The 23,948-nt window shown below is 41.7% G+C and carries 20 protein-coding genes; 12 read left to right on the top strand and 8 right to left on the bottom strand.

Annotated features, from left to right (window positions below; all coding sequences use genetic code 11):
• Nucleotides 1-41 precede the first annotated feature (41 nt).
• Nucleotides 42-323, bottom strand: coding sequence for a peptidylprolyl isomerase (locus PSH50_RS06395; RefSeq protein WP_004589432.1), 282 nt, complete (start codon nt 321-323; stop codon nt 42-44).
• A 79-nt stretch (nt 324-402) separates the two neighbouring features.
• Entirely contained in the window at nt 403-975 is a 573-nt protein-coding gene (locus tag PSH50_RS06390) for a glutathione peroxidase (protein WP_256846083.1), read from the bottom strand.
• Nucleotides 976-1,057: 82 nt separating this feature from the next.
• On the opposite strand from PSH50_RS06390, the gene PSH50_RS06385 reads away from it, so the two are divergent.
• The 3 genes from PSH50_RS06385 to PSH50_RS06375 all read left to right on the top strand — a co-directional run bounded on the left by PSH50_RS06385 (nt 1,058) and on the right by PSH50_RS06375 (nt 4,828).
• On the top strand, nt 1,058-1,549 hold the full coding sequence (locus PSH50_RS06385) for a GNAT family N-acetyltransferase (RefSeq protein ID WP_256846082.1): 492 nt from the start codon (nt 1,058-1,060) through the stop codon (nt 1,547-1,549).
• Between the two features lie 110 nt (nt 1,550-1,659).
• Nucleotides 1,660-3,651 (top strand): ATP-binding protein, encoded by a 1,992-nt coding sequence (locus tag PSH50_RS06380; RefSeq protein ID WP_273609402.1) that lies wholly within the window; start codon nt 1,660-1,662, stop codon nt 3,649-3,651.
• 49 nt (nt 3,652-3,700) lie between these two features.
• Nucleotides 3,701-4,828: a PleD family two-component system response regulator gene (locus PSH50_RS06375; protein ID WP_138577810.1), complete on the top strand. Its 1,128-nt coding sequence runs from the start codon at nt 3,701-3,703 to the stop codon at nt 4,826-4,828.
• Nucleotides 4,829-4,860: 32 nt separating this feature from the next.
• Here the strand turns inward: PSH50_RS06375 and queG are convergent, their stop codons facing one another.
• The 4 genes from queG to PSH50_RS06355 form a co-directional block, all read right to left on the bottom strand.
• On the bottom strand, nt 4,861-5,994 hold the full coding sequence (gene queG, locus PSH50_RS06370) for a tRNA epoxyqueuosine(34) reductase QueG (RefSeq protein ID WP_138577808.1): 1,134 nt from the start codon (nt 5,992-5,994) through the stop codon (nt 4,861-4,863).
• A 117-nt stretch (nt 5,995-6,111) separates the two neighbouring features.
• Nucleotides 6,112-7,329 (bottom strand): methyl-accepting chemotaxis protein, encoded by a 1,218-nt coding sequence (locus PSH50_RS06365; RefSeq protein ID WP_138577806.1) that lies wholly within the window; start codon nt 7,327-7,329, stop codon nt 6,112-6,114.
• Between the two features lie 46 nt (nt 7,330-7,375).
• Complete coding sequence (locus PSH50_RS06360; RefSeq protein ID WP_138577804.1) at nt 7,376-8,077, bottom strand: glycerophosphodiester phosphodiesterase family protein; 702 nt, start codon at nt 8,075-8,077, stop codon at nt 7,376-7,378.
• The gene (locus tag PSH50_RS06355) at nt 8,074-8,940 is read right to left on the bottom strand and encodes a DMT family transporter (RefSeq protein WP_024033283.1); all 867 of its coding nucleotides are present in this window, start codon (nt 8,938-8,940) and stop codon (nt 8,074-8,076) included. Before PSH50_RS06355 ends, PSH50_RS06360 begins: the two co-directional genes overlap by 4 nt.
• A 158-nt stretch (nt 8,941-9,098) precedes the next feature.
• On the opposite strand from PSH50_RS06355, the gene PSH50_RS06350 reads away from it, so the two are divergent.
• From PSH50_RS06350 to rlmB, 5 genes are all read left to right on the top strand, one after another.
• Nucleotides 9,099-9,269 (top strand): hypothetical protein, encoded by a 171-nt coding sequence (locus PSH50_RS06350; RefSeq protein ID WP_171036142.1) that lies wholly within the window; start codon nt 9,099-9,101, stop codon nt 9,267-9,269.
• The gene (locus tag PSH50_RS06345) at nt 9,266-10,363 is read left to right on the top strand and encodes a histidine kinase (protein ID WP_138611276.1); all 1,098 of its coding nucleotides are present in this window, start codon (nt 9,266-9,268) and stop codon (nt 10,361-10,363) included. Before PSH50_RS06350 ends, PSH50_RS06345 begins: the two co-directional genes overlap by 4 nt.
• Before the next feature lie 2 nt (nt 10,364-10,365).
• On the top strand, nt 10,366-10,980 hold the full coding sequence (locus PSH50_RS06340; RefSeq protein WP_004587598.1) for a DNA-binding response regulator: 615 nt from the start codon (nt 10,366-10,368) through the stop codon (nt 10,978-10,980).
• A 146-nt stretch (nt 10,981-11,126) separates the two neighbouring features.
• A complete protein-coding gene (gene rnr / locus PSH50_RS06335) occupies nt 11,127-13,628 on the top strand; it encodes a ribonuclease R (protein WP_138577800.1) in 2,502 nt (833 codons plus the stop codon).
• The gene (rlmB, locus tag PSH50_RS06330) at nt 13,625-14,368 is read left to right on the top strand and encodes a 23S rRNA (guanosine(2251)-2'-O)-methyltransferase RlmB (RefSeq protein WP_138577798.1); all 744 of its coding nucleotides are present in this window, start codon (nt 13,625-13,627) and stop codon (nt 14,366-14,368) included. Before rnr ends, rlmB begins: the two co-directional genes overlap by 4 nt.
• A gap of 203 nt (nt 14,369-14,571) precedes the next feature.
• Here the strand turns inward: rlmB and PSH50_RS06325 are convergent, their stop codons facing one another.
• Together PSH50_RS06325 and PSH50_RS06320 are read right to left on the bottom strand one after the other, a co-directional pair.
• Nucleotides 14,572-16,728: a TonB-dependent receptor gene (locus PSH50_RS06325; RefSeq protein WP_138577796.1), complete on the bottom strand. Its 2,157-nt coding sequence runs from the start codon at nt 16,726-16,728 to the stop codon at nt 14,572-14,574.
• A gap of 203 nt (nt 16,729-16,931) precedes the next feature.
• Nucleotides 16,932-17,777 carry a LysR family transcriptional regulator gene (locus PSH50_RS06320; RefSeq protein WP_138577794.1) on the bottom strand — a complete coding sequence of 282 codons (846 nt, stop codon included), beginning with the start codon at nt 17,775-17,777 and terminating at the stop codon, nt 16,932-16,934.
• 126 nt (nt 17,778-17,903) lie between these two features.
• Here PSH50_RS06320 and PSH50_RS06315 point away from each other — a divergent pair, with 126 nt between their 5' ends.
• The 4 genes from PSH50_RS06315 (at nt 17,904) to gcvP (ending at nt 23,192) form a co-directional block, all read left to right on the top strand.
• Nucleotides 17,904-18,503, top strand: a complete 600-nt coding sequence (locus PSH50_RS06315; protein ID WP_138577792.1) for a hypothetical protein — start codon at nt 17,904-17,906, stop codon at nt 18,501-18,503.
• A gap of 98 nt (nt 18,504-18,601) precedes the next feature.
• Entirely contained in the window at nt 18,602-19,684 is a 1,083-nt protein-coding gene (gene gcvT, locus PSH50_RS06310) for a glycine cleavage system aminomethyltransferase GcvT (RefSeq protein ID WP_004587593.1), read from the top strand.
• A 72-nt stretch (nt 19,685-19,756) separates the two neighbouring features.
• The gene (gene gcvH / locus PSH50_RS06305; protein ID WP_004587592.1) at nt 19,757-20,146 is read left to right on the top strand and encodes a glycine cleavage system protein GcvH; all 390 of its coding nucleotides are present in this window, start codon (nt 19,757-19,759) and stop codon (nt 20,144-20,146) included.
• Nucleotides 20,147-20,300: 154 nt separating this feature from the next.
• A complete protein-coding gene (gene gcvP, locus PSH50_RS06300; protein ID WP_273609401.1) occupies nt 20,301-23,192 on the top strand; it encodes an aminomethyl-transferring glycine dehydrogenase in 2,892 nt (963 codons plus the stop codon).
• Nucleotides 23,193-23,948: the final 756 nt, after the last annotated feature.

The raw sequence follows: 23,948 nt of genomic DNA, 5'->3' as shown, positions 1-23,948 counted from the left end.
AAAGCCGCATAAGCGGCTTTTTGTGTTGCGATAAGTCAACGTTATTCTGAGCGGCTTGTCACTTCTAGTAAGTGATAGCCAAACTGTGTTTGTACAGGGCCTTGTACTTGATTAATTGGCGCTGAAAATACAACTTTATCAAACTCAGGTACCATCATACCAGGGCCAAACTCGCCAAGTGCTCCGCCGTCTTGACCAGAAGGACAGTTTGAATATGTTTTTGCAAGCTCTGCAAAGTCTTCGCCTTGTTCAATCTTAGCTTTTAAATCTAAGCACTCTGCTTCGCTGTCTACTAAAATGTGCCTTGCACTTGCCACTGCCATAAAATCTCCTGTTTAAAGTTGGTGTATTTAACCATTAAAGCCAGTCTAGTTAGTTTTAACTCGCAGTACCAGTATAAACTTAATTGATGAGTAGCGTATTTTCAATTGCATCAATTAATTCTTTTGAATTAGGAGCTACTTTACTGTTAAAGCGTTTAATTGTTTTGCGATCAGCTGAAACTAAATATTTATAAAAGTTCCAGTTAGGTGAGCTGGTTTGCGCGTTTAAGTGTTTAAATATTGGATTTGCATCACTGCCGCGAACTTCGCTGGTAGTAAACATAGTAAAAGTAACGCCGTAATTAATAAAACACACTTTTGCTATGTCTTTTTCATCGTTTTCCTCTTGAAAAAAATCATCAGATGGAAAACCTAATACCGCTAAACCTTTGTCTTTGTATTGTTGGTGTACTTTTTCAAGGCCCTCAAATTGAGATGTAAAACCACAATTGCTAGCCGTATTTACAATGAGCAACGGGCGGTTTTTAAATTGGCATAAGTTTAAGGATTCTTTTGAGCGCAGCTTACGTATCTCTACATTTGTAAAGTCTTCACATTGTTGCTGCTGTTGTTTGCTGGGTAACGTGTCATTTGCTTGGGCAGCTAAGCTCGTAATAAAAATACTGAGCCCTAGTATCGTTTTTTTTAACATACTCAACGCCTAAATTTATAATTGTTTGACTAGTCTATCTTACGCTAATATGCACAAAAGTGATCAACAATATTAAGCTGTTATGACTACACGTTTAGCCACTATAGAAGATTTACCTGCCATTGTCGCAATATACAACGAAACGATCGCCTCGCGTATGGTGACCGCCGATACCGAAGAAGTATCGGTACAGAGCAAACGTGAGTGGTTTAATAGCCACACCGATAAACGGCCTATTTATGTTTATTGCGAAAATGACCAAGTACTTGCCTGGCTAAGTTATAAATCGTTTTACGGGCGCCCCGCATACGATGGCACCGTCGAAATGAGCATTTATATTACCAAAGCGGCGCAAGGCAAAGGGCTTGGCAAAAAGCTGATGCAGTTTGCCCAAATAGAGGCTAAACAGCTCGAAATTGATGTATTGCTTGGTTTTATATTTAGCCACAACTTACCAAGTATTAAGTTATTCAAGCACTTTGGTTTTAGCGTATGGGGTGAGTTGCCTCATATCGCGGTAATGGATAACACGCGCTACAGTTTAACAATATTCGGTAAGCATCTACCAAAATAGTTGTGGAGCTTATCGGTAAAAAAATCAAAATTAAGTCTAACAACCTATACCAACTAATAAATTATAGGCTACGCTATTAACATATAAAGTGTTTACGATAGTGTGGCTTAATGAGTCGAAAAATTTTAATTGTGGATAGCAGCAGTGTTATCGCAATGAGAGTGAAAGTTTTACTAGAATTAATAGGTTGTGAGGCTGAGCTCGTTCATTACTCTATGATTGATTTATACTCTAACACCAGCCAGTATGACTTGGTAATTGGTGCTTACGGAGTACCGTGTGAAGTAGTAAAGTCGTTAGCTCAAAAAATCTCACAAGACCGCTGTGTATTACTTGCCCCTAAAGCCGAAAGCGGTGAGCAACTTAGCGCCTTTAGCGAGCTTAATAAGTTAGTCCCAGATGCAACGGTTATTTATCCGTTTTTTTCAAATAAAGAAATTACCTCATTACTCGAAAACCTCTTAGAGCTTGGCTCTAGCCACGTTTTAAAACTCCCCACTATTTTACTTGTTGATCATATGCCTGAGCGCCTTGAAAAAATGAAAAGTAATTTAGTCGGGGCGCATATCAAAACGCTAACCGCAACCAGCGCAACCGAAGCGGTGGCAGTGGCTAATGAAAACAGTATAGATATTTTAATTAGCGATTTTAGCTTTGAAGATGGCACCGGTTTAAATATTTTTTCTGCTATTAAAATGTCTCAGCCAGATTGCCGATGCTTATTGTTTACCGCACGCCCTGAGCAAGTTTCAATGATTGAGGCAATTCGTAAAGGGGTTGAAGATGTTTTAATAAAGCCTCTAACCGATAGCGTACTGCTGCAATCGGTACATAAATTGTGGCAAACAGAGCTTTTAAAACGCCGTAACGCTGAGCTAGTTGAGCGTTTGCAAGATACCGTTGATGCATTAATCGAAAAAGACAGCCTACTACAAGTTATTTATAAAAATACGCCTGACGCCATTATGCTATTTGAACGCAGCGGCAAAGTAATAGAAGCAAACGATGCCTGCTTAAGGCTGTTTAAGCTACCCTTTGACAAACTCGCGGGCTTTTCGGTATTTGAATTTTTAGATGAGGAATCAAGTGCTGAAATAAAAAATAAAATCAGCACACTCAATCGTAACCGCCAATTTAGTAGCGACCTACGTTTGCAAAAAACAGACGGCGGGTATATTCCGCTGGTTGGCTCGTTTAACGAAATAGACCACCATGGCGAAATTGCGTTGGCGGTTATATTTAAAAATGTAACTCACTTAAAACAAAAAGAAGAATTACTCCTTGAAGCCAAAGACCTACTTGAGGAGCAAGTGCGAGCTCGTACTTCGCAGCTAGAGCACGCTAAAAATGTGGCCGAAGCTGCCAATTTAAGCAAATCGGAATTTTTGGCTAACATGTCGCACGAGTTACGCACCCCTATGCACTCTATATTAAGCTTTTCTCGATTTGGCTTGAGTAAGTTAGAAGCGGGCGATTTTGCTAAAGATAAACTCTTAAAATATTTATCCCGTATTGAAAGCAGCGGCGAGCGTTTACTGTCGTTATTAAACAACTTACTTGATTTATCTAAATTGGATGTAGGGAAATTTCCATTTAACCCACGTCCATACAATATAGAAAGCATTATAAAAACCAGTATTGATGATGTCTCTGGTACGGCTATGGAAAAAGAAATTGAAATTGTTTTTTCAAAACCCGGGCCAGTGGTTGTGCAGTGTGATGAAGAGCAAATTAATCAGCTATTGCGCAATGTTTTAGGTAACGCACTTAAATTTAGCGAACCTAAAAGTCGTATTGAAGTGAACTTAATGGCTGATCAAAATAGTGCCATTATTGATGTAGTAGACAATGGAATAGGTATACCTGAGGATGAATTAGAGCACGTGTTTACTAAATTTGTACAAAGCAGCAAAACGAACAGTGGCGCTGGTGGTACTGGTTTAGGGCTTGCGCTTTGTAGAGAGTTTGTAGCGCTTCATCAAGGCGAAATTACGGCAAGTAATAATAGCGATGGTGGTGCAACAATTAGGATTCAGGTACCCCTAGAAATAGATTTAGATGAGCATTTAGCCGATGATAAGCTAGCAGTGCAAGATAGCTAATTATATGTGTAATTAATGTTTAAATAATATTTAATTGGATGATGAAAATATGGCCTTAACTAAAATTCTTGCTGTAGATGATGAACCTTTCAACCTTGAAATTATTGAAGAAATTTTAGAAGATCTTGATTTCGAATTACAAGTTGCCACAAGCGGCCCTGAGTGTTTAGCCATGGTTGAAGGCTACATGCCCCAAGTTATTTTACTTGATGTAAGTATGCCGCAAATGAATGGCTACGAAGTGTGTAAAGCATTAAAGGCGAATCCGAATACCGCGCATATAATTGTTATGTTTGTTTCCGCTAGAGGAACGGTTGAAGAGCGTATGGAAGGTTACTCAGTCGGTGCTGAGGATTACATTGTAAAACCGTTTGGGCATGATGAGCTTAAATCAAAACTTAAAAACTTAAACCAAGTATTAATAGAAAAACAAAGCCTTGAAAAACAAGTAGAAGATGCAACATCTACAGCATTTAACGCTATGGCAAACAGTAGCGAAATGGGGCAAATAGTTAACTACATTGAAAACATTGGTTTTATTAATAATCCGCAAGATTTAGGTAAAGCCTTAATAGACTGCTTACAAACGTTTGACCTACAAAGTAATGTTGAATTTAGACATGGCGATACAATAGAGCACTTTGCCCTTAGGGGAGTGTGTTCGCCTATTGTAATTGAGCTGTTTGATATGCTTAAAAACAAAGGTCGCTTACATGAGTTTTCTCACCGACTATTAGTTAACTACGAGATGATAAGCTTGTTAATTCTGAATATGCCAGATCACGACCCAGATAAACACGGACGTATTCGTGACCACGTTTGCTTTATTGTCAGTGTGACTGAGCAGCAGTTACGTGCAATTATGACCAAGCAAATGCTTGAGTCGCAGCAGCAAAAGCTAAATGATGTAGCCAGCACAGTGCATAGTAAGTTTCATGGCTTGATTGGGTTACTAAACGAAAACCGCGAAAATAACGAAAAAGTATTCAAGCAATTACAAGAAGACCTTGAAGTGCGCATACCCACAATGGGGTTAGATGAAGACCAAGAGGTGTTTATTTATAAAAAAGTGGACGAAACTATTCAAAACTCAATTGCCAGAGAAGAGTCGGTTAAACAAGTTAAAGCCGCCTTTGCTGAAATTGAACAAGATTTATCTTTGTTACTTAAAAAATAAACCTCTCACACAATAAGGCTCACCTGAGTGATTTACGCATCACGAGGTAAGCCTTTTTCGACAATTCTAATTAGGCGCTGTGTTTTACGAAGTTGTTCTCTTTGTTTGTTATTTTGTTGCTCAAGCGCCCACTCTATATGCTCTTTTACTAGCTGCGAGCTAGACTCATGTTTGATTTCTAAAGCGTTAATAATGCTAGGGCTAAAATCGGCATTGCCTAAACCCACCGCTAAATTACGCAACCAACGTTCGTGTCCAATACGGCGAATAGGGCTGCCTTCGGTATTTTTTAAAAATGTAGGTTCGTCCCAGGCAAATAGCTCAAGTAAGTCTTTGTTTTTTAATTGCGTACGGGGATGGAAGTCTTGCTCATCGGTAATTTGACCATAACGGTTCCATGGGCAAACCAATTGGCAATCGTCGCAGCCATAAACTCGGTTCCCCAATAGTGTACGGTATTGCTCAGGTATAGGCCCTTGGTGCTCAATGGTTAAGTACGAAATACATTTGCGTGCATCTACCACATACGGCTCTACAATTGCGCCTGTTGGGCAAAGCGTAATGCAAGCTACACATTTTCCGCAGCCTTCAAACGTGTTTTCATTATCTATTGGCAGGGGTAAATCAACAAAAAGCTCACCTAAAAAAAACCACGACCCAGCTTCTTGGTTTATTAATAAAGAGTGTTTTCCTCGCCAGCCCAATCCCGCTTTTTCAGCAAGCTGGCGCTCAAGCACAGGCGCAGAGTCTACAAATGGCCTAAAACCGTAATCGCCAATTTCTTGCTCTATTTTTTGGCCCAGTTTTTTTAGTCGGTTGCGCATTAATTTGTGATAGTCACGCCCTAATGCGTAGCGGCTAATGTAGGCTTTTTCAGTGTTTTTTAGTGTTTTGGCAAAACTAGCATCAGGGGGCAGGTAGTTCATTTTTACCGAAATAACCCGCTGGGTGCCAGGGATTAGTTCAGCAGGGCGTGCGCGTTTCATGCCGTGGGCTGCCATATAATCCATAGAGCCATGGTAGCCCGCATCTAACCAGCGCTGTAATTGTGCTTCGTGTTTAGATAGGTCAATATCGGTAATACCCACCTCACTAAAGCCGAGTTCTTGGCCCCAGGCTTTAATATTTTTGGCAAGCTGTTGGTAGTTGGGGGTTGAGTTACTCACAAACATTACACACTTAAATAATTAGCTGCGTAATTTACCATATTTATAAAGCGCTGTTGAATGTTGCCAGTTAAAATATTAAGGCAATATACCGCTCGGCTTTTGTTTTGAAATTGCTTATTGCACAAAGCGCTTTAATTGCTGTTGTGTTTGCTGGCTAAGTGCATGTGATTGCTGGCTATTACTTAGTGCATGATCAATAGCGCTTTTAGCTTGCTCGCCTAAGGTAACAATTTGCTCTACCGATTGGTGAGTGTGCTGCTGCGCTTGCTCTAGCGTATGCACCGCATCTGCTATTTGCTGTAACTGCTGTTGGTTTTGTTCAAACTCGCTTAGCATTGTTTTAAACCCTTCAGAGGTATTACTAATGGCGCTTTGTGCGGTACTTGAATGGCTAATTAACTGCTCACTTTCTTGGTTGGTTTCGTTAACCAGCTCATTCATTTGGTTAATAAAGTCGCTTATTTGTCGGGTTGCGCCACTTACTTTTACCGATAATGTACGTACTTCATCAGCAACAACCGCAAACCCTCTGCCAGCTTCACCAGCGCGTGCCGCTTCAATGGCAGCGTTTAGTGCCAGTAAATTAGTTTGATCCGAAAACTCCTCAACCATTTTTAAAATGCTGCGAATGTTTTCGCTGTTTTCTTTAAGGCCAGACACCGTTTTAGAAAATCTTTGCAGCAAAGTACCAATAAGCGACACCTTATCGACTAAGCTTGCAAGCTCTTGCGACGAAAGCTTAACAAAGTCTAAGTGCTCGCTGTTTACGCTATGCACGCTGTCGGTATTGCTCACTATGCCCTCTAAGCTTTGCACTATTTGGTTACTCGCATTAATAATATTGTGGCTTAGCTGAGTTTGCTGCTCACTTAACTGCTGCGTATTTTGCATAGCGGTATTTACATCAACATTACTTTGCTCGCTGGCTTTAGCGCTGGCGTGAGTTGTGCTTAGCAAATCACTTAAGTGGTTAGTAAATAAGTTATATTGCGTACTTAGTTCTTTAAATTCGTCAAAAGAAAATTGCGGTAAGTTGGCGGCTAAATTAGCCTCTTGCTGGTTTATGTTTACTAAAGTGTCGCACATAGCTTTTACAGGGCGCACTATTAAATAGCGCATATAAAAAATAGTAAAGGCAAAGCCCGCTACAATAACCAAGGTTAACAACCAAAATGCGCTAGTACTGTGTTGCTCGCTTAAGCTTTGATATAACCAAAATAACGTAATGGCCTGAAACAAAAAAACAAAGCTTAAGTTGCCCACTATTTTACGCGTAAGCGTATAAAAAAATGTTTGCTCAATATAATTATAAAATTGCATTACACCACTCATTTATTGCTTACCCAATTTAGAGATTATCGACTAAGTTACCGTTAACTCAAGTAATAATGTTTGCTAAATATTTTTTAGAACGAGCGGGGTAATTAGTAAAAATACCATGCACCCCAATTTTAAGCATAAAATCCATGTCTTCTGTCCTATCTACGGTGTAGGCGTAAACTTGCAGGCCTCGTGCTATGGCATCATCTACAAAAGCTTTATTTACAAAGCTTTTGTCTACATGAACACTATACGCATTTAACTGTTGAGCAAACTGTGCATAATTTAACGGAATTGATGAGGTTAACGCGCCAATGTGTAACCACGGTAACCTATTTTTAAGCCAATGAATTTGATGGTGATCAAACGACGACACTAAAATATTACCTTTAGTAATAACGCCTTTAGCAATATTGTTGTTTAAAATAGTGGCAAACTTTTCAAGCTCAAAGGTATGTTTAAGCTCTATATTGAGTAATGTTTTATTGCTATTCCAATCAAGTAATTGCTGTAGAGTGGGGATTTGCTCGCCGTTACCGGCATCCAACAGACTAAGTTGCTGCGCCGTAAAGTCGCTTACTTTACCGTGCCCGCTGGTGGTTCTATCTAGCCACGAGTCGTGTATGAGCATATAGTCATCAAGCGCACTTTGAATATCAACTTCAATACCATCTACCCCTACATTTAACGCTTCTAAAATAGCGCTTTTAGTGTTTTCTGGGTAATTGCCGCTTGCCCCGCGGTGCGCAAATATTTTCATTTTCTAGCCTTTTGAGTAATAGACCACGTTTCAAAACAGGCTGCACTGACTATAAGTGCACCGCCAATAAGTGTTAGTAGCGTTGGGCGCTCATGAATAATAACAATAGCCAACAAAGTGCCGTAAAGCGGCTGCAAGCACGAAATTAACCCCGCAGTAGCTGCCGATAAGTGCTTTAAACTCGCTGCAAATAGCGAGTGAGGTGTAGCGGTAAAAATAATACCCGCAACAGCAATTAAAATAAGGTCGTGGTTACTCACCTCATACACAGGGACCTTAATAAATGCGCAAAGCATAACACTTGCCACTAAGGTTTGATAAAACATGGTTTGTGGGCCGCCATACTGGCTAAAAAAGCGCTTATGGGTAATATTTCTAATCGAAAAAAACAAAGCCGAAACCACACCCATAATAACCCCTAAGGTTACATCGTCGCCTAAATTTGCGCTGGGTACGAGTAAATATATACCTAATACAACCACAGCTGCGCTTATAATATCTTTTGCTTGGGGCCTGCTTTTATTAAACAAGGGCTCTAAAAACACCGTCATTACTGGGTAGCTAAAAAAAGCCAGCATACCCACAGTTACGCCCGCCATTTGCATGCCTGCAAAGTAAGTAACCCAATGCATGCCTACCGCTACACCTAAAAATAACGCAATGAGGTAATCTTTTGGTTTGTTTAACTTAATTTGTTTTTTTTGAAAATACAGCATAGCCAAAATTGCCATGCCAGCAATAGCGGTACGATACACCGTAATATCAATTGCATTTAACCCTATTAACTTTGCAAAAAGGGCGGTGCCCCCAAAAAGTAACACGGCAATATGTAAGTAAATCAGGCTTTGCTGTTGTGGCTGCATTTAAATGAGAACTCCTTTTTTTATTATCTTATCACTGGGTGCGAACTCACAGGATGAAATTTTTAAAACATGACAAATGTCAGCAAAGTTAATGACATTTCACACTCTTATTATTTTTTGGCTTTGGCATAGTTAACTTATCTTAATGGGAGGTGGCTATGAATACGTTAAATTTAATAAGTCTCGCTATTAGCGAGTTTTTAGAATCACTTAGCTTTAGTGTTTCAATAAATGATTACTTTATACTCATTAGTATTTTTGTGTTATTTATATTTATTAATAAAAATAATGTTATAAGCAATAACAATGAACTAGGGGTACTGGCATGAGTACAACAAATACGCTTTCAAAGCCCAGTAATAAAAAGTTTTGGGAATACGCACCTTTAATTTTTACTGGATTTTATTTGCTTCCGACTCTTTTTAATCTATCTAACTTGCCAGTCAATACCATTGTAATGAGTGTGGCGTTTTATATTGTATTTATTTTGCTTTACATAAAAGCCATGCACTGTGAAACAAAGCGTATAACAACGCTGTTTGTTATTATGTTAGTGGTGTGTTTTAGCGCCACATTTTATACCACAGGGACCTCTACATTATTTGGTTTTATCGCGTTTATAGCTGGTGAGTCATACGCTAAAAAAAGCAGATTATATGCCGTTTTTAGCCTTATATTTACGGTGGCGTTAAGCGCCTATTTAGCAGATATAGCAAACATAAAATACTTTTTAGCCGGCACTTTATTAATTTCAGGAGCGCTGTTGGCCTTTGGCATTGCAACCCAAAAAGAGCGCCTGCATAAAAAGCGCGAACAAGAAAGCGCTAACCAATTAGAGCAATTAGCTGCTATTGCTGAGCGCGAACGAATAGCGCGCGACCTACACGATATTTTAGGCCACTCACTATCATCTATTGCTTTAAAAGCTGAGCTTGCTAATAAGCTAAATCAAGGAGAGCGCTACGAACAAGCCAATAACGAAATAGCACAAGTAGCAGATCTAGCAAGGCAGTTACTTAGCGATGTAAGAAACGCCGTAAGCGATTTAAAACAACTTAATTTAATAAGCCAAATAGCCCAGCTTAAACAAAGGCTAATAGAGCAAGACTTTAACGTTAACTTTAATGTTGTATTAAATACCTTGCCTCCTAAAGTAGAAGGGATCGCAGGGCTTATAATTAAAGAAGCGGTAACTAATTTATTACGCCATAGCAGTAATAAAAACGCCGAAATAAGTATAGAGCAAACACAGCATCAGCTGCATATAAGTGTGGTTGATAACGCACCTTGCAGCACGTTAAACGCAGGTAACGGTTTAAATGGTATCAAAGAGCGTACAGAGCAACTTAATGGCCATGCCGCGTTTACCTGTGGCGAGAAGTTTACTTTAAACGTAATGCTGCCAATTTCAGCTAAGGATTAACAATGATCAAAGTATATTTAGTGGAAGATCAAGCACTCGTGCGCGACGCAGTAGGGGCATTGTTAAGCCTTGATTTTAATATTGAAGTGATAGGCCAAGCCAGTAACGGCCAAGATGCACTTAATGCAATAAAAGCACTGGCCGATGAGGCATTGCCAGACATAATTTTAACCGATATTGAAATGCCACACATGAGCGGTATAGAGCTAAGTGAGCAAATAGCGGCCACGTTCCCAACCATTAAAATGGTTATTATGACCACGTTTTCGCGAGCTGGTTATATTAGGCGCTCGCTCGCCCTAGGCGTTAAAGGTTTCATTTTAAAAGAAGCGCCAAGTGATGAGCTTATCAATGCACTTAAAAAGGTAATGCAAGGGCAAAAGGTTATAGACCCAGAGCTTGCCATTAACGCGCTTGATGATGCCGACCCGCTCACCGATAAAGAGCGCAAAGCACTTAAGCTTGCAAGCGATGGCTTAAAAACAAGCGACATAGCCAAACAGCTGTTTATAAGCGAAGGCACAACACGTAATTATTTATCCGATGCTATCGCAAAACTCAATGCCACTAACCGCGTAGATGCAGCGCGTATTGCAAAGCAAAAAGGGTGGTTATAATCGCGCTGATATTAAGTGATGATTAAGGCCATTAAGCGTATGTTTTACTTATTAAAGCGGTTTATTAAAAGTTTCATACGCTTTTACCTGTCTCATTTTACGTATATGGGTTAAAATACCTACATAACCAACTAACAAGATAGTGAATGTCAAACCAAGATCCAAATCTCAGCCGAGAACAAGAAAAGTACGAAAACCCAGTCCCTAGTCGTGAGTTTATACTTACTCACCTTCAAGAGCGTTCAAAACCTGCTAACTTCACGCAACTTTGTGATGAATTAGCTGTAAACGATACCGAACGCCAAATTGCATTTAAGCGCCGCCTTCGTGCCATGGAGCGCGATGGCCAATTGTATTTTAATAAGTTTAAATGTTACGCCCTAATTGACGAAGCCGGTTTAACCAAAGGCAAAGTAATTGGCCACAGAGACGGTTTTGGCTTTTTAGAAGTTGAAGGCGAGAGCAAAGATTGGTTTATAGCCAAGCATCAAATGAACATGGTGCTGCACGGCGACATCGTACTTGCTAAAGGCACAAAACGTGGCTCAGGCTCAAAATGTGATGCCCGCATAATTAAAGTACTCACCAACGAGCGCGCACCTATTGTAGGGCGTTATTTTGTTGAGCATGGTATTGCAGTTGTTGTAGCCGAAGACCCACGTATTACCCAAGATATTATTATTCTGCCAGGCAGTGAAAACGGCGCGCGCCATAACCAAATGGTGCAAGTGCAAATCACTCAAAACCCTAGCCGTAACATGAACGCGGTAGGTAAAATTATTGACGTACTGGGCGAGCATTTAGCGCCAGGTATGGAAATAGAAGTGGCACTGCGCAATCACGATATTCCTCATGTTTGGCCAGAAGAAGTAGAAGAACAAGTAGCTCATTTAGGTGAGTTTGTTGATGAAGCCGACAAACAAGGCCGTGTAGATTTACGCGACCTGCCACTGGTCACAATAGATGGTGAAGACGCCCGCGACTTTGATGATGCCGTATATTGTGAGCGTAAAAAATCTGGCGGCTGGCGCTTATGGGTAGCCATTGCCGATGTATCACATTATGTAGGTATGAACACGCCGCTAAATAAAGAAGCGATTGCTCGCGGTAACTCAGTGTACTTTCCTGAGCAAGTAATTCCAATGCTGCCAAAAGTGTTGTCGAACGGTTTATGTTCGCTTAACCCTAAAGTAGACCGCCTTTGTATGGTGGCCGAAATGACGGTATCAGACGCAGGTAAGCTTTCGGGTTATAAGTTTTACGAAGCGGTGATGAACTCGCATGCGCGTTTAACCTACACCAAAGTAAATGCCATTTTACAAGGCGATGAAAAACTACGCGAAGAATACGCACCTGTTGTGCCACATTTAACTGACTTACAGCAAATGTATATGGCGCTTAAGTCGGCGCGCCAAACCCGTGGTGCTATTGAGTTTGAAACGCTAGAAACGCGTTTTGTATTTAACGCACACCGTAAAATAGAATCAATTGTGCCAGTTGTTCGTAACGACGCGCACAAACTGATTGAAGAATGTATGATTTTAGCCAACGTATCGGCGGCTAAATTATTAGAAAAACACGAAGCCAGCGCGCTTTACCGTGTGCACGATGAGCCAGATCAAGAAAAACTAGGTAACTTTACTCAGTTTTTAAGTGAGCTTGGCATTCAAAGCACATTAAGTGATGAGCCAACACCGAAAGAAATTACCCAAGTGTTAGCCCGTTTAGGCGACCGCCCAGAGGCCGAGCTTATTCAAACCATGCTACTTCGTTCAATGAAGCAAGCGGTTTATCAGCCAGACAACATAGGCCACTTTGGCTTAGCGCTGCCTGCGTACGCACACTTTACCTCACCGATTCGCCGTTACCCTGATTTAGTGGTACACCGTGCAATTAAAGCGGTAATAAAAGCACAAGGTCAGCAAACATCGGGCGCATACGCGTACACCGATGATGAAGTAGATCAACTAGGCGAGCAGTGTTCAACCACCGAGCGCCGCGCAGACGACGCAACGCGTGAAGTTGCCGACTGGCTTAAATGTGAGTTTATGCAAGATCACGTGGGTGATGAGTTTAACGGGGTTATTTCATCCGTTACTAACTTTGGTTTATTTATACGCCTAGACGACTTACAAATTGATGGCCTGATCCATGTTACTAATTTAGGTGATGAATACTTCCATCATGATGGTGCAAAACACACCCTAATTGGCGAGCATACACATACCGTTTACCGCCTTGGCGATAAAGTAACGGTACAAGTTGCTTCGGTAAGTTTAGATGAGCGCCGTATAAATTTAACGCTCAGTGGTGATGTAGCTCAAGATAGATACGCGCGTCGCCGTGGCTCAGCTAAAGGAGCAGGGCGCGGTAAATCAAGCCATGCACCAGCAGGTGTAAGATCGCAGCTTAAAGCGGGTAAAATCCCTGGAAAAAACACATCAGGCGATGAAAAACCCAAAGCTGGTAAAAAACCAGCCAGTAAAAGCAAAGGCAAACCAGCGGGTAAGTCTGGCGCAAAGCCAGCCGGTAAAAAAGCCGCTGAAACCACCGCTAAGAAAAAACCGAAAAAAAAGGCAGTTAAAAAGCCTAAAAGACCAGGCAAAAATGCCCGTAAACGTAATAGCCCAGGAGCAAACAATACGTGAGTAATGAATTAATTTTTGGCTTTCACTCTGTTGAAGCAATTTTAGCAAAAGAGCCAGAGCGTTTTTTAGAAATTTATGCCCTAAAAGGTCGTGATGATAAGCGCTTATCCCCGATTATTAATGAAGCACGTAAATTTGGTATTTCTGTACAATTTATGCAGCGAAAAGCGCTAGATAACAAAGCAAACGATGAGCAGCACCAAGGCATTATTGCCAATGTAAAAGCTGCGCGTGTTTACAACGAAAAAGATTTAGATGAGATCATTACTCGCGAAGACACGCCGTTTTTATTAGTACTAGATGGCATAACCGATCCGCACAATTTAGGTGCCTGCCTACGTAGCGCAGATGCAGCAGGTGTACACGCTATAATTGTACCTAAAGATAAGTCGGCCAAGCTTAACGGCACAGCACGTAAAGTAGCCTGTGGAGCAGCCGAAACCGTACCGCTTATTCAGGTAACAAACCTGGCGCGTACGCTTCGCGAAATTAAAGACGCAGGTGTATGGGTTGTGGGCACAGCTGGCGAAACAGACACCCACGTGTTTGATGCAAACCTTACTGGGCCAATGGCAATAGTAATGGGAGCAGAGGGCGAGGGCATGCGCCGTTTAACGCGTGAGCATTGCGACGTGTTAGTTAAAATTCCGATGGCGGGTACAGTTTCAAGCTTAAATGTATCGGTAGCAACCGGTATTTGTTTATTTGAAGTGCTACGCCAACGTAACGCAAATAACTAATACAGTTTAATGTATTAAAAAAGCCGAGATTGAAATTCAATCTCGGTTTTTTTGTGTTTGTAATTTACGCTTTTAATTTTATATCAATTGATACTCTCTCTATTATAGCGATAGGAAAATAGCTCTATAGCAAGGCAAAAATAACGAAATATAGTGTTCATATATGAGTTATTTTTAACGCAGCTAGAGAGTTATTTAACTCGTTAGAATGAGTATGTGTAGCCTACCTGTACTGTACGTGGTTTACCTGGCTGAATACCGCCATTAGCGCGGTTAGCAATGTAGGTTTTATCAAGTAAGTTATCTACGCTTAAATATACTTTTTGGTTAGCATCAATTAAGTATTTAGCCGCTAAATCCCATACTACACGGCTATCAATAGCATCTAAGCCTGAGTCAGTTAAATCGGCATGTGCACTTGATACGTAACGCATTTGGCTATTTACCACAAACGATGCAAATTCAGCGCCTAGCGATAAAGCAACCTGGTTTTCTGGTACGTATGGCATTGCATCGCCTTTTTCTACCGAGCCCCAAATTTCTGAATCAAAATCGTTTTGAAACTCAGAATCTGTGTAGGTGTAAGTTAACTTAACCGGAAAAGCAACCTGCTTGGTATTAAACGTACGTGCTGCACTAAATTCAAAGCCCGATACTTCTACTTCACCGTAGTTGTATTGGTCACCAATGTTATCGTCGCTACAACCAACCGCAGCAGTACAGTTACCATGCATGTTGTCGTAGTCAGAGAAAAACGCAATCACTTCACCTGTAAATCCAGCGGCGTTAAAGCGCGAACCAAACTCAATATTTACACTTTCTTCTTCGTCTTGGTCAGCGTTACCCGGCGCCGCAGGTGCGTAACCTTTTTGAATGCCCGCAAGTAGCGTTACGTGTTCGTTAAGCGTGTAAGTAGCACCAAGTGACGGTACTAAAATTTCAGTATTGTTAGATATATTTTTAGTTAAACCATTGCTGCGCGTTGGATCTGACTTAGACCACTCTTCACGCGTAATCGTAATGTCTTCATAACGAAGGCCAGCACTTACTACTAATGCGTCTATTGTCCACTCGTCTTGAACAAAAAAAGTACGCGCATCGGCACTATCTAAACGGTTGCTATCTGAACCTGGGATACCTTGCGATGTTAGCGTCATACTTAAATCTTGATTTAACGTGTACGTATCTTGCCACTGAAAACGATCCATTTCGTCTTCGTGGTAACGTACGCCAACAGTCACGTAGTGATCGCCTACAGGTATGTGTAACTCAGACTGAATACCTTTTGCTTGGTAATCACGGTTATTCGCTTTTACGCCAATACCCTCAATGCCTTCACTCGTTGGGTTTGCTTCAAATTCGCTGTACTGCTCAAGCGTGCTTGTACCTACACTGCTTGCTTTATACCAGTTACGATGAAAATCGTTTAAGTAAGCGGTTGCTAATAACTCGTAACCTTCGCCAAATTGGTAAGCATAGTTAAGTTGGTAAGCATTATGGCGAGTGTTCATTTCATCGTTTTGCGATGCTGCATAACGACGATTAGGATTTGATTTGTAATCTTCTTCAGTTAAACCCATGTAAGTTTCGTCTGATTTTTCATCAGAGTACTTAATTTTTAGCTCTAGGCTGTGGGCGTCGTTTTTACCAAATGTATGGCCAAACTTTAGTAATAAATCTGTTTTTTCAAAGCCTGTGTTATCGCTACCTACTGGCAACTCTTTAAATCCGTCGGCGCCATAAGTAAATACTTCAATTAAACCTGCTGTGTTGTTTTTTTCTTTACCAAAGTAAGCGTGGCCTTTGTAATAACCATCACCACCAAGGGCTGCATCAACCATGCCTTTTGAGGTATTTGGCTCAGTTGGTAAGCTGCGAGAAAGTAAGTTTAAAACACCACCCGTAGTACGCGGACCATACTTAACAGAGGCAGCGCCTTTTAATACTTCAATAGATTCCATACGACCCATAGTAGGGAAGTAGTAAGCAGAAGGTGCCGAGTAAGGAGCGGGTGCAACTAATACACCGTCTTCCATTACGGATATTTTATCGTTACGGCCAGTGCCTGTACCGCGCATACCAATGTTAGGGCGAAGGCCGTAGCCGTCTTCTTCTTGAACGTATACACCCGGAACAGACGCTAAAACACGTGAAATATCGGTAAATTCAAATTTTTGTAGCTCTTCGTCAGAAATAAACGTCGCAGAACCAGGAATATCGTTAATAGCCTGTTGTGAGCCAATAACGGTAATTTGTTCAAAGCGTTGATCTTGGTTTGAACTGCCTTGTGCCATTGCAGTAGCACTAAAAGACAAAGCAACCGCAGTTGCAAGGGTAGATACTAAAAACTTAGGGGTCATTGTGTGTCCTGATCATGTCAATTATCTTAATTGGCGTAATTTGAACACGTTAACGAATACGAATCAATGTTATTAACTGTTTAATAGTTTAGTTTTTTAGAATTAAAAACACCAACTTATGCTACTTTGTTAACTAAATTATTTCTTTTGTATGGTGCTTTCAATTTAGCGTTTATTCTTAAGTATCGGTTTTGTGTATTTATTTAGCCAAGCCTTAGCGCTATAAATTCAGCAAGTTTATCTACAGCATGCTCCGACTCGCCGCCGCTTTTAATTAGGCTAATGCCGATACTGCCTAAGCTTGGTAAATGTTTTGTTTGAATTTGAAAGTTGAGATCGCTAGGCACAGTGCTTTTAGCCAGTACAGTAATACCTAAGCCTTCTTTTATGGCGGCTATTAATCCGGTTAAATCGGCATTACTGTAAACAATACGGTATTTGATATTGGCACTTTTAAGTGCATCTGTAGCGCGGCGCCTATAAATACAGCCCTCGGGCGCGGTGACTAAGGTTACTACCTCATTTTTTGCTTGTGCTAAATCGCCCACCCATACTAGTTCGTCTTGCATAAAAATAGGGAACTTGTCTGAATTAAGGCGCTCGTTAAGTGCTAAAACAAGATCAAATTGATCTTGCCTTGAGGCTGACAGTAAATGTTTACTTAAGCGCGATTTAACCTCCAGCGATACCTCAGGATAAAGCGAGACAAAATCACCAATAATAGAGGGCAAAATACGTGCTGCAAATTCGCTAGGAATACCCAAGCGCACTTTACCGGTTATGCTCTCTGAGGTGAACTGCTGCAAAATAGCATCGTTATACTGCATCATTTGTTTTGCCATAGGCAAAAGTAGCTCACCGTACTGATTAAGCACCTGGCGCTGGCCCTGCTTTTTAAATAATTTATAACCGAGTAAATCTTCAAGGCGTTTAATTTGCAAGCTTACCGCAGGTTGCGATAACCCCAGTAGGTCGCCGGCTTTTGCAAATCCACCTACCTCAACAACCATTACAAAGGTACGCAAACTGTCGGTTGATATGTTTTTCATATTTAAAATTACAATTTATATAGCTACATATATAAGTATTATTTATCAATTGATAAATAATTACAATTTGTTGTTGTCACAGTGGCGCAATATACTTTTGGTATCAAAAATACACAGGTGTTTGTTATGACTTTTAACCCAATAATGTTTGCCCGCCACAGCAATGCTGCAAGTGCAGTTACCAATGCCGTGCAAGCAAATAACAACCTCGTTGTAATGGATTTTAGTGGCAGTGAAACCAGTGTATTTTTAAGCACTATTTTAGGGTTAGATCTCACAAAGCTTACAGCCAGCGGCTTAGGCCTAAAAGGCACGCTTGATGGTGATTTAAATTCTGATTACAGCTTTGCCGTTTATTACTTTAGCGAAACCGCATTTAGATTTGTATTAACGCACAGCGCAAGCTTGCAATTACAAGCACTTATAAACGAGCAGCAACTTCGTTTTGATATTGATTATGTACTACGTAGCGACCTTGCAACTCTTGCGCTGTGTGGAGCAAACGCATTTGATACCTTAATTAGCGCGTTTAAATTAACGCCAGGGCTGCGTTTATCTAACCCACAACTATGCTATGGCGCGCAAAGCGGCGAAGTATTTATTACCGCCATAGATAAAAACGACGAACAGCACTTTGTGTTAGTAGCCAAGCAACAAGAACTACAAAAATGGCAACAGCACTTACAAGCACAAGGTTTTGCCCTAATGCAAAACGAAGCTGCCTAATACATAAAATAACCGGTAAACATAACCGTGTTTGCCTGTTTAGTTAAATCTATTTAAGCCACGCCCGCACAGGGTTAATTTAAAAGTGAAGGAATGTTATGACTTCTAAAACTGTACTACATGCTAAGCACCTTGAAGCAGGCGCAAAAATGGTTGATTTTCATGGCTGGGAAATGCCAATCAACTACGGCTCACAAATAGAAGAACACAATGCAGTGCGTACCGATGCAGGTATGTTTGACGTATCACACATGACTATTGTTGATATTGAAGGCGAACAAGCAAAAGCATTTTTACGTAAGTTAGTAGCAAACGACGTAGCAAAATTAACCGTACCAGGTAAAGCGCTTTATACGGGCATGCTTAACGAGCAAGGCGGCGTAATAGACGATTTAATTATTTACTACTTTAGCGAAACGTTTTATCGCTTAGTGGTAAATTCTGCCACCCGCGAAAAAGATTTAGCTCACTTAGCTAAAGTATCTGCCGACTTTACAGTAACCGTAACTGAGCGCCCAGAGTTTGCAATGATTGCAGTACAAGGCCCTAACGCAAAAGCAAAAACAGCCACACTTTTAAATGCTGAGCAACAAGCAGCCGTTGAAGGCATGAAGCCATTTTTTGGCGTACAAGTGGGTGATTTATTTATTGCCACAACGGGTTATACTGGCGAAGACGGTTACGAAATTGTAGTACCGAACGAGCAAGCAGCCGATTTATGGCAACAACTGCTAGATGCAGGTGTAGCGCCAGCCGGTTTAGGTGCACGCGACACGCTACGTTTAGAAGCAGGTATGAACCTTTACGGCCTAGATATGGACGAAAGCGTATCGCCACTTGCAGCTAACATGGCATGGACTATTGCATGGGAACCAGAAGATCGTGACTTTATTGGTCGTGACGTACTTGTTAAGCAACGCGCCGAAAAAAGCACCCATAAACTTGTTGGTTTAGTGCTTGAAGAAAAAGGCGTATTGCGTAGCGGCTCAAAAGTAATTGTTGAAGGTGGTGAAGGGGTAATTACCTCAGGTACTTTCTCACCAACACTTGGTTTTAGTGTAGCCCTTGCACGTGTACCGCGTTCAACAGGGGATACAGCCCAAGTAGAAATGCGCAAAAAATTAGTTAACGTTAAAGTAGTAAAGCCTAGCTTTGTACGTAACGGCAAATCAATCATTTAAAAATTTGGTTATACCAATCACAATAATTATTGTGATTGGTATCCTCCCAATATAAACCAAAGGAACAAAATAATGAGCAATATCCCTAGCGATTTAAAATACGCCTCTTCTCACGAGTGGGTTCGCAACGAAGGTGACGGTACATTTACTGTGGGTATTTCTGAGCATGCGCAAGAGCTGCTTGGCGACATGGTATTTGTAGAACTGCCAGAAGTAGGCGATGCAGTAGATGCAGGCGAAGACTGTGCAGTAGCAGAGTCGGTTAAAGCTGCATCAGACATTTACGCACCAGTTGGCGGCGAAATTGTAGCGATTAACGAAGAGCTAGAAGACGCACCAGAAACGGTTAACAACGACCCATACGGTGACGGCTGGTTATTCCGCATTAAAGCAACTGACGAGTCAGAGCTTGAAAACCTACTTAGCGCAGAAGACTACGCTAACACAATCGACGAAGAGTAATACTCTAAGTAGATGACAAAAGCCCCATTCACAGTTTTTGGGGCTTTTATGATTTAACGGCCTACTTTCCATACACAGTACGTTATTAAATCATCACATATTTTAATCAATACTAATTACCCGTTAGTATTTAGGATCATAGGAATCTAGACGCATGTCAAACGCCAAATCTCTTGAACAGTTAGAGCAAAAGCAAGATTTTATTCGCCGCCACATTGGGCCAAGCCCAGCACAAGTAAGCGATATGCTAAGTGCTTTAGAAGTATCAAGTGTGCAAGAGCTGATCGACCAAACTGTACCTGCAAGCATTCGCTTAGCGCAGCCATTAACAGTTGGCGAAAGCCGTACTGAAGTTGAAACACTAAGCTACTTAAAATCGGTAGCAAGCAAAAATAAAGTTTTCAAATCGTACATTGGCCAAGGCTACCACCCAACGCACGTACCGCACGTAATTTTACGTAACGTACTAGAAAACCCAGGTTGGTATACTGCGTACACGCCGTACCAGCCAGAAATTGCGCAAGGGCGTTTAGAGTCGTTACTAAATTTTCAAACTATGACCCTAGATTTAACAGGCCTTGATTTAGCAAGCGCCTCGTTACTTGACGAATCAACCGCTGCTGCCGAGGCAATGGGCCTTGCAAAACGTGTATCTAAAGCTAAAAAAGCCAATGCCTTTTTTATTGCCGATGACGTACACACACAAACAATCGACGTAGTAAGCACCCGTGCTGAGCAGTTTGGTTTTGAAATAATTGTAGGTAAAGCAGAAGATGCCGTTAACCACGACATTTTTGGCGCACTTTTCCAATACCCAACTACATCAGGTGAAGTAGTCGATATAACCGACCTAATTGCTGGCGTACAAAGCAAAAAGGCCATTGCCTGTGTTGCTGCCGACATTATGAGCTTATTACTATTAAAAGCACCGGGTAAATTAGGTGCCGACGTAGTACTTGGTTCGGCTCAGCGTTTTGGTGTACCTATGGGTTACGGCGGACCACACGCTGCATTTTTTGCAACGCGTGACGCATACAAACGCTCATTACCAGGGCGTATTATTGGCGTATCTAAAGACCGTTTAGGTAACGACGCACTACGTATGGCCATGCAAACGCGCGAACAACACATTCGCCGCGACAAAGCCAACTCAAACATTTGTACAGCGCAGGTATTACTTGCCAACATGGCAGCGTTTTACGCGGTGTACCATGGCCCACAAGGCTTAAAAACTATCGCGCAGCGTATACATCGCTTTGCTGATATTTTAGCTGCTGGCCTAAAAGCTAAAGGTGTAGCACTTAAACACAGCACCTGGTTTGATACGCTAACAGTAGTTAGCGACAGCAAAGAAGACGTAATAGCACGTGCACTTGCCAAAGGCGTTAACTTTGCCACAAACCACGACGGCGAATACTCTATTTCGGTTTCAGAAACCACCACACGCGTCGATGTAGCTGAGCTATTTGATATTGTACTAGGTGAAGGCAATGGCCTAAACGTAGATAGTATTGCAGCCGATATTGAAGCAAACGGTAGCGACTCTATTCCAGCTAGTTTAGTACGTGATGACGAAGTATTAACGCATCCAAACTTTAATAGCTACCACAGCGAAACAGACATGCTTCGCTACATTAAGCGCCTAGAAAACAAAGATTTAGCGCTTAACCACTCAATGATCTCGTTAGGTTCATGTACCATGAAACTAAATGCGACCGCTGAGATGATCCCAATTACATGGCCTGAATTTGCAAACTTGCACCCATTCTGCCCGCTTGATCAGGCCGAAGGTTACCAAATAATGATTAACGAGCTGCACGACTGGCTAGTTAACATTACTGGGTACGATGCAGTTTCACTACAGCCAAACTCTGGCGCACAAGGTGAATACGCAGGCTTAATTGCTATTCGTAAATACCACGAGTCACGCGGCGATGCGCACCGTAACGTATGTTTAATTCCAAGTTCAGCACACGGTACTAACCCTGCATCTGCGCAAATGGCCAGCATGAAAATTGTAGTGGTTGATTGCGATAAAAACGGTAACGTAGACATGGCCGACCTAAAAGCGAAAGCTGAAGAAGTGTCTGAAAACTTATCGTGCATCATGATCACATACCCATCTACACACGGCGTTTACGAAGAAACCATTCGCGAGATTTGTGACATTGTGCACGAGCACGGTGGCCAAGTTTACATGGACGGCGCAAACATGAACGCGCAAGTAGGCGTAACAAGCCCAGGCTTTATTGGCTCAGACGTATCGCACTTAAACTTGCACAAAACGTTTTGTATTCCGCACGGCGGCGGCGGCCCAGGTGTAGGCCCAATTGGTGTTAAATCGCACCTAGCGCCATTTATGCCAAACCACAGCGTAATTAACGTACCGGGTACAAACATTAACAACGGTGCAGTATCAGCAGCGCCTTACGGCTCAGCCGCTATTTTACCTATTTCATGGGCTTACATTACCATGATGGGCTCAGAGGGCTTAAAACAAGCTACTGAAATGGCGATTGTGAATGCTAACTACTTAACGCACGAATTAAGCCAGCACTTCCCAATTTTATACCGTGGCCGTAACAACCGCGTTGCGCACGAATGTATTGTTGACCTACGCCCACTTAAAGAGCAATCAGGCATTACTGAAATGGACGTAGCTAAGCGCTTGCAAGATTACGGCTTCCATTCACCCACTATGTCGTTCCCAGTAGCGGGCACGTTAATGATTGAGCCAACTGAATCTGAGTCAAAAGGTGAGATTGACCGCTTTATCGAAGCTATGGTGTCAATAAAAGGCGAAATCGACAAAGTAATCTCTGGCGAATGGTCAATTGAAAACAACCCACTTGTGTTTGCACCGCATACACAAGCAGACGTGTTAGGTAACGAATGGGACCGCGCGTACGACCGTTTTTACGCTGCATTCCCAGTGCCTTCGGTAGCTAAAGACAAGTTCTGGCCAACCGTTACACGTATAGATGACGTATACGGCGACCGTAACTTAGTATGTTCATGCCCAGCGGTTGAGACTTATCGCGACTAAGAACCGCGACTAATTTTTGAACTTTAATGGGTAGTAAGTTCCACTGTAGAGTGGAATTTATCAAAATTATAAAAGCCGTTGCAGCAATGCAATGGCTTTTTTGTGTATGGTGATTCGCCATAAATTATATGAACGTAGGTTGGGTAGAGTGAAACGAAACCCAAATATACTTACTCGCTCAAAAGCCAAGAGTATGTGTTATTAGTTGTAGGCGTTTAGCTTGCTGACGCGCGGGCGGCAGCCCGAATAAGTATTTGAATAGGTGTTTGAGGTTAACGTCACCGATAATGTGAAGACGTTTGGTATTTTAGAAATTAGAAACCTTATTCAAGGTTTTGTCGCGCTGGCTTGGTGAGCCAAAGCGGGGCTATAGATTTACAAATTTAACGCTGCTGCAAGTAATTCATCCTTGAAGCTGGGTTACTGTCGGCATCCATGCCTTCACTTCCTCATACTGCGAAGCTGCGCTTCGGTTATTCGTCACCTCTCAGCGCGCCCGAGCATCACGCTACTTCCTTCAAAACACAATTGATGTGAACGTAAACGCCATGAAAGCACATCCATGTGCAAGCATGGCTTTCATTTCAATGCCTACAGGGATGTAGGTACTTAGGATTTGTCGGGGACAAAATCCTGCCATGAAGTGAATTACTTATTTTAAGGGCGCTATGACGGGGGGAAACGTGAGATTAGTATTAGCAATAAGCAAGCCCAACTCCTTAGTTCTTTTTTATTTTTTAGAAATTACCTCGAAAG

The sequence above is a fragment of the Pseudoalteromonas sp. Angola-7 genome (genome assembly GCF_028599255.1).
Classification (GTDB): domain Bacteria; phylum Pseudomonadota; class Gammaproteobacteria; order Enterobacterales; family Alteromonadaceae; genus Pseudoalteromonas; species Pseudoalteromonas atlantica.
The sequence above is the reverse complement of the archived record's forward strand: the minus strand, read 5'-3'. Positions and strand labels throughout refer to the sequence as shown.

Bases quoted from the DNA above. Each gene is read 5' to 3' on its own strand.
- PSH50_RS06395 (WP_004589432.1), bottom strand. From the start codon at position 323: ATGGCAGTGGCAAGTGCAAGGCACATTTTAGTAGACAGCGAAGCAGAG.
- PSH50_RS06380 (WP_273609402.1), top strand. From the start codon at position 1,660: ATGAGTCGAAAAATTTTAATTGTGGATAGCAGCAGTGTTATCGCAATG.
- PSH50_RS06360 (WP_138577804.1), bottom strand. From the start codon at position 8,077: ATGAAAATATTTGCGCACCGCGGGGCAAGCGGCAATTACCCAGAAAAC.
- rnr (WP_138577800.1), top strand. From the start codon at position 11,127: ATGTCAAACCAAGATCCAAATCTCAGCCGAGAACAAGAAAAGTACGAA.
- gcvT (WP_004587593.1), top strand. From the start codon at position 18,602: ATGACTTCTAAAACTGTACTACATGCTAAGCACCTTGAAGCAGGCGCA.
- PSH50_RS06315 (WP_138577792.1), top strand. From the start codon at position 17,904: ATGACTTTTAACCCAATAATGTTTGCCCGCCACAGCAATGCTGCAAGT.
- PSH50_RS06340 (WP_004587598.1), top strand. From the start codon at position 10,366: ATGATCAAAGTATATTTAGTGGAAGATCAAGCACTCGTGCGCGACGCA.
- PSH50_RS06385 (WP_256846082.1), top strand. From the start codon at position 1,058: ATGACTACACGTTTAGCCACTATAGAAGATTTACCTGCCATTGTCGCA.
- PSH50_RS06375 (WP_138577810.1), top strand. From the start codon at position 3,701: ATGGCCTTAACTAAAATTCTTGCTGTAGATGATGAACCTTTCAACCTT.
- PSH50_RS06355 (WP_024033283.1), bottom strand. From the start codon at position 8,940: ATGCAGCCACAACAGCAAAGCCTGATTTACTTACATATTGCCGTGTTA.
- PSH50_RS06350 (WP_171036142.1), top strand. From the start codon at position 9,099: ATGAATACGTTAAATTTAATAAGTCTCGCTATTAGCGAGTTTTTAGAA.
- PSH50_RS06365 (WP_138577806.1), bottom strand. From the start codon at position 7,329: ATGAGTGGTGTAATGCAATTTTATAATTATATTGAGCAAACATTTTTT.
- PSH50_RS06320 (WP_138577794.1), bottom strand. From the start codon at position 17,777: ATGAAAAACATATCAACCGACAGTTTGCGTACCTTTGTAATGGTTGTT.
- gcvH (WP_004587592.1), top strand. From the start codon at position 19,757: ATGAGCAATATCCCTAGCGATTTAAAATACGCCTCTTCTCACGAGTGG.
- gcvP (WP_273609401.1), top strand. From the start codon at position 20,301: ATGTCAAACGCCAAATCTCTTGAACAGTTAGAGCAAAAGCAAGATTTT.
- PSH50_RS06325 (WP_138577796.1), bottom strand. From the start codon at position 16,728: ATGACCCCTAAGTTTTTAGTATCTACCCTTGCAACTGCGGTTGCTTTG.
- PSH50_RS06345 (WP_138611276.1), top strand. From the start codon at position 9,266: ATGAGTACAACAAATACGCTTTCAAAGCCCAGTAATAAAAAGTTTTGG.
- PSH50_RS06390 (WP_256846083.1), bottom strand. From the start codon at position 975: ATGTTAAAAAAAACGATACTAGGGCTCAGTATTTTTATTACGAGCTTA.